At 39.2% G+C, this 12,880-nt stretch carries 6 protein-coding genes; 2 read left to right on the top strand and 4 right to left on the bottom strand.

What is annotated here, in order from left to right; all coding sequences use genetic code 11:
• Positions 1-396: 396 nt before the first annotated feature.
• From DKG80_RS09775 to DKG80_RS09790, 4 genes are all read right to left on the bottom strand, one after another.
• Entirely contained in the window at positions 397-1,728 is a 1,332-nt protein-coding gene (locus DKG80_RS09775; protein WP_109831163.1) for an MFS transporter, read from the bottom strand.
• A gap of 9 nt (positions 1,729-1,737) precedes the next feature.
• Positions 1,738-3,735 carry a glycoside hydrolase family 97 protein gene (locus DKG80_RS09780; RefSeq protein WP_109831164.1) on the bottom strand — a complete coding sequence of 666 codons (1,998 nt, stop codon included), beginning with the start codon at positions 3,733-3,735 and terminating at the stop codon, positions 1,738-1,740.
• A 20-nt stretch (positions 3,736-3,755) separates the two neighbouring features.
• A complete protein-coding gene (locus tag DKG80_RS09785; RefSeq protein ID WP_109831165.1) occupies positions 3,756-6,170 on the bottom strand; it encodes a glycoside hydrolase family 31 protein in 2,415 nt (804 codons plus the stop codon).
• Positions 6,171-7,110: 940 nt separating this feature from the next.
• Positions 7,111-8,136, bottom strand: coding sequence for a LacI family DNA-binding transcriptional regulator (locus tag DKG80_RS09790; protein ID WP_109831166.1), 1,026 nt, complete (start codon positions 8,134-8,136; stop codon positions 7,111-7,113).
• A gap of 504 nt (positions 8,137-8,640) precedes the next feature.
• On the opposite strand from DKG80_RS09790, the gene DKG80_RS09795 reads away from it, so the two are divergent.
• Both DKG80_RS09795 and DKG80_RS09800 read left to right on the top strand, forming a co-directional pair.
• Positions 8,641-9,912, top strand: coding sequence for a cadherin repeat domain-containing protein (locus DKG80_RS09795; protein ID WP_109831167.1), 1,272 nt, complete (start codon positions 8,641-8,643; stop codon positions 9,910-9,912).
• Positions 9,913-10,094: 182 nt separating this feature from the next.
• On the top strand, positions 10,095-12,839 hold the full coding sequence (locus DKG80_RS09800) for an alpha-amylase family glycosyl hydrolase (RefSeq protein ID WP_109831168.1): 2,745 nt from the start codon (positions 10,095-10,097) through the stop codon (positions 12,837-12,839).
• Positions 12,840-12,880: the final 41 nt, after the last annotated feature.

The raw sequence follows: 12,880 nt of genomic DNA on the forward strand, positions 1-12,880 counted from the left end.
CAATTAGGTTAACAATTAGGTTAACAATTAGGTTAACAATTAGGTTAACAATTAGGTTAACAATTAGGTTAACAATTAGGTTAACAATTAGGTTAACAATTAGGTTAACAATTAGGTTAACAATTAGATGTGGTATAGGTCAATTAGATAGACGAATAAATTGGTCAGGTTAATTAGATATTAGGTAGGTAGATTAGGTCAACTAGATACATGGTTGGTCCTCTTAGATTAATTAGAATTCTCTTAAAGATCTCTGGAACTATGTCCCAGAGCCAGCAGCATTCGAGAATTATTATGATTCAAAGATGAGGAGGGCAGGATTTCGAATCCTGCCAAAATACTTACGAACTCTGCCAACCGCCGAAAAAAGCCAAAAAAGCAGGTTTTTTTGAGAAATTATTTTTCGTTCACACGAAGATTTAATCCAGCTGCAATAAAAAAGACACAGCCGCTTAACATTAGAGCATAGATGGGGTTGCCGTTATAGAGGTGTTTTATCATCGGTCCGCCGATAATGGCATTAATGATTTGAGGGATAACAATGAAAAAGTTAAAGATTCCCATATAGACTCCGGTCTTATTATTGGGAATGGATCCTGCTAACATGGCGTAAGGCATAGCGAGTATGCTTGCCCATGAAATACCTATACAAATCATAGAAAAAACGAGTTGATTCGCAGTTTCTACAAAGTATATGGACAAAAGACCAACACCTCCAATGATTAGAGATATGGAGTGAGTTAGCTTTCTTGTGATCTTTTTGGCTATAGACGGAAGGAAAAATGCATAGACAGCGGAGGTAGCGTTGTAAATACCAAATAAGATACCCACCCAATCCCCGGAGTTTTGATATTGTTGAGAAGATGTATCAGTAAGAGGGAGTTTGAATATGTGATGAGCAACTGCTGGCGTAGTATATACCCACATGCCAAATAGGCCAAACCAACTGAAAAATTGTACCCAACTCAACTGCCTCATTGTCTTAGGCATTCTTTGAAAGTCGGAGATGATATTTAATAGACTATCGTTGTTTTCTGATTCGGTTGATACTCCATGATCCTGTTCATTTAAAAGTTTTAATTCTTCAGGGTTGTATTCTTTTGTAGTGACAATTGTTATTAAAATACTACCTATCAAAATAGCAGCTCCTATTATGAAAGAAAGGGTAAGGTTTAATGGGACAAAACCAGCTTCAGACTGATTGGATATACCTAAGAAATTAGTCAATACATAAGGAAGCCAAGATCCTATGACGGCACCGATTCCTATAAGTACGGTTTGGATACTAAACCCAAGAGTTCTTTGGTCAGCAGGCATCATATCAGCTACTAGGGCTCGAAATGGTTCCATGGCTATGTTAAATGATGCATCCATTATCATGAGCATACCTGCTCCGATCCACAGAGAAGGCAAGATGGCGGTAAATGCACCAGCTTGTGGCATTAAAACTAAACCGACCGCAGCTAAAACTGCACCTACTAAAAAGAAAGGTTTTCTCCTTCCAAGTTTAGTCCATGTCCTGTCGCTGTAGTGTCCTACGATGGGTTGGACAATGAACCCCATGAGAGGAGCTACAACCCAAAACCATGAAAGTTCATGAACATCTGCCCCGAAAATTTGAAGGATTCGACTTGCATTGGCATTTTGCAAGGCGAATCCCATTTGAATACCTAGGAAGCCGAAACTTAGGTTCCAAACTTCCCAGAAACGTAGGTGTCTTTTTTGCATAATCTTATCTTATTGTAAGAGCACTCGGATAGCGAATCCGCCTCCAGGTGCCATCTTTAAAGATAAGGTGCTTTCATTGTTTACATCATAGTCTTTGATGTCATATGCAGTAGGATTGTCAATATAATGAGTATCATCTGCATCAGAGAATACAGTGGCTTTGTAACTTTTACCAGCCTCTAAGAAATCGAATTTTATATCTATAGTTCTAGCTTCCTTATCCGTTACCCCACCGATGAACCAATCCGAACCTTGTCGTTCTTGTCGGGCGATGGTAACGTATTTACCGATTTCACCATTCAGTACCTTTGTTTGTTCCCAATCGGTAGGGACACTTTTGATGTACTCAAAAGCAGGATGCCCTTCATAATTTTCTGGAAGGTCGTTGGCCATCATCATAGGAGCATAGATGACAGTGTAAAGCGCCAGTTCTTTACCAATGGTCGTTTCTACCTGTTCTCCTTCGCGAGTTTTCAGTAATATGTCAAAGACGCCTGGGGTATAGTCAAACGGTCCAGCTAAGTTTCTAGTGAAAGGAATCACGGTTACGTGTTCCGTAGGGTTTCCACCCATAGCGTTGTACTCTTGTCCTTTAGCCCCTTCTCTAGAAACCATGTTGGGGTATGTTCTTCTTTTTCCCGTGTCCTTGATCGGTTCATGAGCGACAATCATAGTCTTGTGTCTGGCTCCGGTTTCGATTACCCTCTGGAAATGTTGTACAAAGTACTGACCATGGTGGTAGTACCCATTTGGAAGAGTGTCCCCATTTTCCACATAGCCTGTTTTTACCGCTTTCATTCCGTGGTCTTCTAAGAACTGAAATGATTGCTCTAGTTGACTCTCATAGTTTTCTATATCAGCTCCAGTTTCATGATGACCTATGATGTAAACATTTCTATCAGCAGCATATTTACTGAGCTCTTTTACATCAAAATCCGGATAAGGCTTAGTGAATTCAAACTTAGTACCGCCGCCCATCCAAGGACCATCCCAGCCATAGTTCCAGCCTTCGACTAATACACCATCAAAGCCATTAGCGGAAGCGAAATCAATATACTTCTTGACATTAGCTGTGTTTGCAGCATGTTTTGAACCTTGGTGCCATGTACCTACGCCGATAAACATTTCCCACCAGACCCCTATATACTTTCCTGGTTTGACAAAAGAAACATCACCAAGCTTGTTAGGCTCATTAAGGTTCAAGATCATGTAATTAGTAATCAAGTCACCGGGTTGTTCACCGATTTGAACGGTTCTCCATGGAGTCTTGAAAGGAGCAGTTAAATAAGATTTTGTAGGGTCTGATTTACTCAAAGGAACCAAATCACATTTCAATACATTGTTACCCGTATTTTTGATCACCATGCTAGAATAATCATATAAAGCAGCTTCATGAATATGAAAGAAAAGGCCATTGGTAGCTTCAACAGTGAATGGTGTATGAACCATGTCCAATTCACTAATAGGTTTATGATCATAAATATATTCGTATCTATTCCCATGGTATGCAGGGATAGACCATGATGGGTGGTCATCGGACATCTTGAACTCAGACACTTCATCGATCACTGAGAAGTTGAGCAGTTTTTCTTGTTTAGGGAATTCATATCTGAAGGCATATCCATCATCAAAAGCTCGGAAAACTACGTTGTATTTTATTCCCTCTCTGTTTTCAAACTGTACGATGAGTTCTTGACAATTATTTCTAATCATTCGCTCTTCACCCCAAGGCTGTTCCCATGTTTCGTCAAAAGTAGAAGTGCTTGACCCAATGATTTTTAGTCCGGACTGTAGATCTCCTTTGTCAAGTAGGAAACCAAGCTTTGAAGTATCAGCTACAGTTTTGCTTCCATACTGAGCTGTATAATATGGATTACCTTTTTCATCGAGACCGACGGATACATTGACAGTATTGGAAGGGGAGTTAAGTTGTAAATAATCCTGCTCTTGCTGAGAAGAGCAGGATATTTCAACTAATAACAATATGACTATAACTATTCTATTCATGTTTTATCTTTTTATTGGGTTTACCAGTTAATTCCGAATTCTTGATTTTTAAGATCTGTAATGATGTAGGGGAGGTCTTTAATCACAAAATCATGTTTGGTCATGGTCTCGATCGGATCAAAATTCGATAGAGGTTCGATGAACCTGTAGTCTTCAGATGGGAATCCATCAGTTTCTGTATCAGAAAAGCCGTGGAAGTAAACCTTTACTTTGCTAAAATGACTTTGGTAATCACCCTCTATATGTCCGAAGGTCAATGCGGAGTCTTTAGGAGAATAAGTGATCTCTCTTTTATAGTATTGGTCAAATTGGTACTCGTATGATTCGCCATCATCTTCATAATAAATAAAGGAGTTCTTTTTATCTCCTTTGTATAGATGAATTTCTAATGTCTCATTTGGTTTTTCTTGGTTGGATTGGACTTTTGATTGGATAGGAATAATGGATGACGCTTTTGCAAATACTGGAAGTTTTTCCGTAGGGCATTCAATTAAGTGTTCACTTTGGCCAGCGTATGACTGATCCGTAAAGAAGTCAAACCATGTTCCTTCAGGTAGATATATTTTTTCGATATCCTTTGTGCTTGGCGTTGGAGCTACTAATAATGATTGACCAAAGAGGAACTCATTTTCATATTGTTCCTGATAAATGACATCATCCTGAGGGTCTACCAATACCAAAGATCTATTGATAGGAGTTCCATCTGTACTAGATTCATAGAAAGTAGAATAGATATAAGGCATCATTCTATATCTCAATGAAATGTAGTTTCTAGAGATCTCCTCAGTATGTTCACCGTATGTCCAAGGTTCACTCGACTTAGTATTGACATTAGAATGTCCTCTGAAGAATGGAGTAAAAGCTGCCATGGAAACCCATCTGGCGAATAGGGCTTCTGAAGCATTGCCAATGAATCCTCCTGCGTCAAACCCAGCGAACGATACCCCTGAAAGCGCCATATTGGTCAGCATTCTCATGCCAAGCATCATGTGCTCATCCGAAGCTATATTGTCACCAGTCCATACAGCGGCATATTTTTGAATTCCAGCGAACCCAGATCTTGTTAGGTTAAAAGGTCTTTTACCATTGAGATTCTCTTGCGCACCCTCCATAGTGCTTTTGGCCATCATCATGCCGTAGACATTTCTGGCTTGGCGAGAAGTAGCCCCCTCTCCATCAAAATCGAAATCAATCATATCTGGAAGCATATTTCCCCAAGTAGCGATTTCGTTCATGTCATTCCAAAATCCTTCTATACCAATAGCCGTGTACTGTTTTAATTGATCAGCCCACCATCTTCTAGCCTCAGGTTTGGTGAAGTCAGGGAAGTGACACCATCCCGGCCAGACCTCGCCTTCGTAGTATTGTCCGTCAGGGTATTTGATGAAAACGTCCTTTTCAACCCCATCCTCATAGGTGTGATATCCAGATTCATTTTTAATGCCTGGGTCACACATCACCACGACCTTGAAGCCCATATTCTTTAAGTTTTTGATCATGACTTCAGGATTTGGAAATCTTTCCTTGTCCCAAGTGAAGATCTTGTACTTATCCATATAATGAATGTCAAGCACGATAGTATCGGCGGGGATTTCTTTATCTCTAAATGTCTGAGCGGTATTCAGAACTTCAGTATCCGGATAGTAACTATATCTGCATTGCTGGTAGCCAAGTGACCATTTTGGCGGCATTGTCATTTTACCAGTGATCCTACTGTAAGCTTGAACTATCTCAGTGACCGATTTTTGGTGAATAAAAAAATAGTCCATGTCACCAGAGTCAGCTGCGAAGCTCGAAAAACGATTGTTGGACGCACCAAAGTTGAAGTGTGTCTTATGAGAATTATTAAAAAAGATACCATATGCCCCCTGATCATGAATACCTATGTAAAATGGAATCGAACTATATATAGGGTCAGACTCCACACCATATCCAAAGTGATCAGTGTTCCAGTTTTGATATCCTCTACCACGTTTGTTGAGAGGTCCTGTCTTTTCACCTAGGCCTACGAATTTTTCATTAGGTTGGAGTTTTTTGTAAGTAGTAACCTGCTCACCTAGCCATGATGTACCGAAGGATGCGTCATCCTCGTTGAGGATTTTACCTTTTTCATCTCTGAATATGATACGGAAAGGATTCTTTAAAAGAGTAATCTCTAACAGGTCAGTAGAGATGACTATGCCGTCCTCTCTCTCAATAAAATCTATAGACTTCGGCTTGAGGGAGTCTTCTAGTGCATAGTGAAATGGGTCGAAAGTATCATTTCTACTTACCCTCACTCGCACGATACCATCTTCGTACAGTTCGATCTTGATGATTTCCTGATTAGTTTCAGCACTAAAAGACTGCGCATCTACTTGATAGGAAACCAGCTGCCCGACCGAATTATTGTTAGTACGAGAGGTTTTGGTTTGTGTCTTCTCTTCTACAATCATAAAGCAGTTTATATACTATATGCTAGCAGCTATGATGAAGCCTTTAAAGAGAATTGGATGTTTCAAAAAGCTATTCAAATGTACGAGACAAGTTGTCTTGAGGGCAAGACTTTTTAAGTGCAAAATATACGTTTATATGACGTCAATGCCGTTTAAAGCCGTTGTAAGGGGATTCAATCGATTGCGGAAGAGTTGCAAAATATTTTCGGATATAGTCCCAGTAGAGAGTTTTTATTCATAAGTAACTTGTTTTTTATATTCGATTACATCTTTGGTATTGTCTGATTGGATATACAATTAGATTATTCATGGCGTATTTTATTGATTTCACCTTTGATGGTCGTCATCCTAGAAATTACTAATGTCGATAGGTTGTGTAATTATCTGGGATCTCACGCTTACCAAATATATGAGCGGTGAGATCTTGGATAGCTTTTCTATGCTGAAGCTAGAAAACCTTCCGAGAAGACGGAGGTGCTACCGATAAATCATACCGCCCTAAAGAGTAATCTAACTTTTAAGAAACGCTAATCTGTTTCAAATAAATAGCGTAGTGACAGTGCGATTCTATATAAGTACTTTTTTAAAATAGATACCCAAGCCATTCTTAGAGAAATCAATAGCTCACTACATTGATTTGGGTATACCCCAAGATATTAATAAATCTCCCCTAGTAGAATTTAGTGTTTCCTACATAAATCTTTGGTCTTCCCACATCGTGGGAAGGATAATTTACCCTGTAGAGAGTGGTAAATAATACCGAGGGGAAGATTAAAAACTCCGAGGGGAATATAAAAATAACCGAGGGAAGTGCCTATTTAGTCGAGGGGATTGTTAAAAATCTCAATTGGATCAGTAAAAACACCGAGGGGGTAGTTACGTATTCCTATTGAGTACTAAAAAATTATCCACTAAACCACAGAATAGCCTTTGAGAAGGGTTATTTCTCCTTTCGGGTAGACTCTCTGATGATCAAATCAGTTTTTAAAACCTGAGTGGTAGGTTTAGGAGTCTCATTTTTAGCTTCTAGTTCCAAGATCAATCTTCTAGCAGCTGCTCGACCCATTTCTACCCCTGGTTGTGCGACGGTGGTAAGCTGAGGGTCTATCAATGAAGAAAACTGCCAATTGCTGAAACCAGTAATTCCAATGTCATTGGGTATGTTTAGACCTTCGTCCTTGATAGCCTTCATAGCACCATATGCAGCCATGTCATTGTTAGCAAAAACAGCGTCAGGTCTATTAGGAAGGTCAATGAGTCGTTTCATGGCATGATATCCTTCGTCCATTGTGCCTTTGAAACACGGGAGAATGTACTCAGGGGTGATACGAAGGTTATTTTTGCTCAGTGTCTCTTCATATCCACGTTTTCTTTCCGCACTTATGATCAAGTTTTCAGGACCAGCAAGGTGAGCGATTTTAGAATATCCCTGATCTATTAAGTGCTGAGTAGCGATAGCAGCACCATAGTAATCATCCACTATTACTTTACTCACATCGAGGTCATCAGTTTCTCTATCGAACAGGACAAGAGGGATTTTGTTAGCGACTTCTTTAAAATGATCAAAATTGGTAGTCTCCTTAGAGAATGAAGCGATCATTCCGTCTATTCTTTGATTGAGCAGAGCTTTAGTGTCTTTGACCTCACGTTCATAAGACTCACTCGTTTGACAAAACATCACCGTATAGCCTGCATTATAAGCGACCTCTTCGATACCAGAGATTACCGTAGAGAAGAAAAAGTGAACAATCTCAGGTATGATTACTCCTATAGTATGTGTTTTTTGACTGCGAAGGTTTTGAGCGACTACATTAGGTTCGTAGTTGAGACGCTTAGCCAAATCATTGACCTCTTTTTTAGTTTCTACACTAATGTCTGGATGATCATTTAGAGCTCTAGATACAGTAGATGGGGAGATGCCAAGCTCCTTGGCGAGATCTTTTATAGTGACCGCTGATTTTTTCATTAATAATTAAACCTACTAAAATTCACATTCATGGAAAATCCTTAATTCCTAAGTAAACAGGACGAAACGCTCGCTAATATAATAATAGGATAGTGTTTAGTTCTTTTTGAAATAAAAATAATGCAATCGTTTACGGAGGTTGTAAGCGTAAAATAGACTTTTATATCGATTTAATAAAGTTTTGAAAATTAATGTAAGTACGAATTGGAATTGCAATCGTTTGCGGGTTCGATTTCGATGACTTTTGCACTAAAAAAAGCTATCAAAGCCCTTGTTTATAAATAATTATCCTTTACCATTGGATTATCAGTCTGATTAATGATTTGTTAATCTTCTTCCAATTGAGGCATTAAGAAATCAAAAAAACAGTCTGAAAAGGTTAAGTGAATGTTAATTAATGGTTGGCATGTTTGAGATGAAGCTTTTTTAAGAGAACTGGATGTTCAAAAAGCAAAACTTAAAAAAGTACAATTTTAAACTTCGAATTAATTAAAACTTAGCGTTATGAAAAAGTATGATAAGATTCTGGCCTATTTCATGTCAGTATTGATGATTGTCTTCACTGTATCATGTGATGACTCAGACGATAGTAGTGATATAGGTGGAGGAGATGAAGGTATCAAAGTAGCTGATGGTTATTACATAGCCAAGGCTGGAGAGGATCCTGTTTCTGCATCTAAACTAGTAGTAGAGCAAGTAGAAGACGATGGGTTTGGAGCTCAAGAAAGAATTGGTTTTGCAGCCAACTATGTATACTTGACAGCTGGAGATTATAACATCGTTCAGATCTTCAATCAAGCTGTAGAACAAACATTTGGAGGTACAGCAGGTACTGGAGACAATGCTTCGGCAGACTGTCCAGATGCTACAGGCGAATACCCAGTGATAGCAGGTGAGTTGGATGGTGCAGCTTTCAACATTGCTTCAGAAGGTCTATACAAAGTGACTTTTGACCAAACTACTAAGGAGATTATTCCTTATAAAATCAATCAAGTAGGTGTAATAGGTAGTGCTACTCCAAATGGATGGGGTGGAAGTACAAACTTCGATGGTTCCGTAAGTGCAGATGGCGGAAAATGGACAGGTACTAATGTATTGATGGTCAAAGGAGAGTGGAAAATCAGATTTAACTGTAACTGGAATATCGATAGACGAATCGATGCAGAAGCTGGTTTCGGTGCTGACAACGGATACATGCTGTTTACCAACTTTGGTGGTGTAGATGGTGATTATACCAACTTAGCGCCAGGTAATGTAGGAGCAAATATGCCGGTAAATGCAGCTGGTGACGGAGGAGTAGAAGAAGCTTACTTTACTGTAGACATCACTTGGTCTGCTGAGGATGGGTTCAAAGTAGAATTGACTAAAACAGCCGATTATACGCCCGCAGCTTGGTCTCCAAATGACTACGCTTGGGCATTGACAGGTAGCGCTACTCCAAACGGATGGCCAACAGCTGACGCATCATTCGAAGATCATGACATGTTCTACGAAGCTGCGATGACAGAGCACACTTGGACGATGTTTGATGGCGTAAGTGCTGGCGGAGGAACTATCGAGTTGACTGCTGGTAATGCTTTCAAATTCAGAGCTAATGACAAATGGGATGATGCGCTAGGATATGACGATGTCACTGTCGCTGGAGATACTGGCAATATATCTAAAGATGGCGATGGCAACTTTGAAGTAGGAGTTACCAAAACATACGAAGTGAAGCTATTCACTGATGACGAAGGAGAAACTTATACTGCTACATTCACAGCAGTAGTTGAATAATCATACAGTTTTTAAGAGATCTGGGTGTATCAGGTCTCTTTTCTTAAACTCAATTAATTATAGGACTATAATCCGTTGGGTTTAATTTCTCAATTTTCGATTAAGAGCGAGCTTAAATAAAATTTTGAAGACATTTTCCCCAGAGTAGGGAGCTTCATTTTAAATTATCAACTTCATATCAAATGAGATCAGGGTTTATATATCTGTTATTTTTTATTTTGACCTTATCAGCAAGTGCTCAAAAGTTAGCGATATCGCCTACTGTAGATCCTGAGTTCTTTGCGGCTAACGATGAGATTACCATTACCTATGATGTCTCTTTCCAGTCACCCAGCAGTTGGTCTGAAGCATGGCTTTGGGCATGGTTGCCTACCAATACATCTATTAACCCACCGTCCAATGTGAATCCAGCTAGTAGTAATGCATCAATTACTAACGCAGCCAAATTCACCAAAAGATCTGAAGGTGGTAGAGTCTACTTTGACATTACTATTACTCCTTCTACATTTTTCAATACCTCAAAAGATAATATCACTTCCATAGGCTTCTTGCTGAAAGGAGATGATTGGGCTGATGGTCAGACAGAAGATTATGTCACAGAAGTGACGGATGGCTTTGTGATCAAGTTTATAGAGCCAGAGGGCAATTTCAAATTCTATACTTCAGGATTTGAAATACCGATCACCGTGAAGACTTCAGAGTCATCTACGATTACCCTATATCATGACGATGTAGCTCAAGGAAGTCCTGCGAACAATGCAACAGAACTAACCAGTTCATATATAGTAGCGGATGATGATGATGTTCATGTATTGAAGGCGGTAGCCAACAATGGCATCGAGTCAGTAGAAACTACTTTCAGCTATGCCGTTTCCCCCACACCACCTTCCAATCCGCTACCAGCAGGAGTTCAAGATGGTATCAACTATATAGATGACAATACAGTAACCCTAGTACTCACGGCCCCCAATAAAGAAAATGTATTTGTTATAGGAGATTTTAATGATTGGACACTGGACAATGACTATTTGATGAATAAAGATGGAGAACAGTTTTGGCTAACAGTTGGTGGGTTGACTAAAGGAGACAATTATAGATTTCAATATTTGATCGACGGTGAGATCAGAATCGCTGACCCATACTCTGAGAAAATAGGATCACCCTTTGACGATCCAGAGATAATCGCTCAAAACCGCTATCCAGATTTAGAAAACTACCCTAATGACAAGACTTCTGATGCCGTGACCTATATTCAGACTGGACAGACAGCCTATTCATGGGAGGTTGTCAATTTCGAAAGACCAGCCAAAGAAGATTTAATGATCTACGAATTATTAGTCAGAGACTTTACAGATCAGAGAGACTATGAATCGGTCATTTCTAGACTAGATTATTTAAAATCTCTTGGAATCAATGCCATTGAGTTACTTCCCATTACCGAGTTCGAGGGGAATAACAGCTGGGGGTACAATCCTTCTTTTATGCTGGCTACAGATAAGTACTACGGTACTGAAGATCAGCTCAAAAAACTGATTGATGAATCTCATAAAAGAGGTATAGCTGTAATTGCAGATATTGTCTTGAACCATGCCTTTGGTAGAAGTCCATTGGTGAGAATGGAAAACTCAGGAGGATATAATGCACCTACTAATGATAATGTTTATCTAAATAAAACAGCTAAACATGATTTTAATGTAGGTTATGACTTCAATCACGAAAGTGAGTACACCAAGACCTATTTAGATAGAGTGAATGAGTTTTGGCTTCAGGAATACAAATTTGATGGATTCAGATTTGACCTAAGTAAAGGTTTTACTCAAAAAAACACTTTGGGAAGTGTAGATGCATGGAGTGCATATGATGCATCGAGAATAGCACTACTGAAAAGAATGGCAGATCATATCTGGTCGATAGATGAAGATGCCTATGTCATCTTAGAGCACCTTGCAGTCAACCAAGAAGAGACAGAATTGTCAAACTATGGTATGATGCTATGGGGCAATCGAAATCCCGAATACAGAAGTTTAGCCAAGGGTAATTCTCGGTCATTGGACAATGTTTTTCATGAAGGTATGGGCTGGGACGACCCGCATCTAGTAGCCTATATGGAAAGCCATGACGAGGAGAGAGTAATGTGGGATCTAATGAAAACTAACACTAGAACACTTAGCGAATCAGTTGCCAGATGTCAATTGAACGCTGCGTTTTTCTTTACCATACCAGGTCCGAAAATGATCTGGCAGTTTGGGGAGATGGGATATGATGAAGAATTAAATGATGATAGATTGGCAATAAAACCGACACACTGGGAATACCTAGAGCAAGAAAAACGAGCAAAATTAGTAGATGTATATACTTCACTGATGAATTTGAAGACGAAAACAGAATATATAGATTCCAGATACTACGATATGAAAAGTTCTGGAGGTGTAAAGTGGATTACGATTGATCATCCAGATGTCACCATCACCGTTGTAGGAAACTTTAACAAAACTTCACAGTCTGTAAAAGTAGGCTTGACGCAAAATGGAACATGGTACAATTACCTCACCGAAGAAGTTATTTCAGTCTCTGACTACCAAAACTACCAAGAGGTATTGAGTGCAGGAGCCTTTAGAATTTATACTACTAAGAAGTTAGAGAATTATATAGATGGGGACCCTACCGTCCTTTTCGTGAATTCAGATGAGTTATCGGAGAATATAGTTCTAGTAGTTCCTAATCCAGCCGATTCATGGATCACCTTATCATCTGATTTGCCGATTAAAGCGTATGAAATATATGACGTGTCAGGTAAGGCAGTGCATAATGAGACTACTCACATGGATGATAATAGAGTCTATGTTGGAGGTTTGAGCGATGGGGTTTACCTTATCAAGGTATGGGTAAATGATGAATACCTAAGCCTAAGATGGGTGAAACGATAGATGAGAAATTGATATTGATAAAGACTAAGTTATAGATAAAC

Origin of the sequence: Reichenbachiella versicolor (assembly GCF_003171675.1) — a bacterium.
GTDB lineage: Bacteria > Bacteroidota > Bacteroidia > Cytophagales > Cyclobacteriaceae > Reichenbachiella > Reichenbachiella versicolor.

Coding starts and splice junctions, on each gene's coding strand:
- DKG80_RS09775 (WP_109831163.1), bottom strand. CDS start 1,728: ATGCAAAAAAGACACCTACGTTTCTGGGAAGTTTGGAACCTAAGTTTC.
- DKG80_RS09780 (WP_109831164.1), bottom strand. CDS start 3,735: ATGAATAGAATAGTTATAGTCATATTGTTATTAGTTGAAATATCCTGC.
- DKG80_RS09785 (WP_109831165.1), bottom strand. CDS start 6,170: ATGATTGTAGAAGAGAAGACACAAACCAAAACCTCTCGTACTAACAAT.
- DKG80_RS09790 (WP_109831166.1), bottom strand. CDS start 8,136: ATGAAAAAATCAGCGGTCACTATAAAAGATCTCGCCAAGGAGCTTGGC.
- DKG80_RS09795 (WP_109831167.1), top strand. CDS start 8,641: ATGAAAAAGTATGATAAGATTCTGGCCTATTTCATGTCAGTATTGATG.
- DKG80_RS09800 (WP_109831168.1), top strand. CDS start 10,095: ATGAGATCAGGGTTTATATATCTGTTATTTTTTATTTTGACCTTATCA.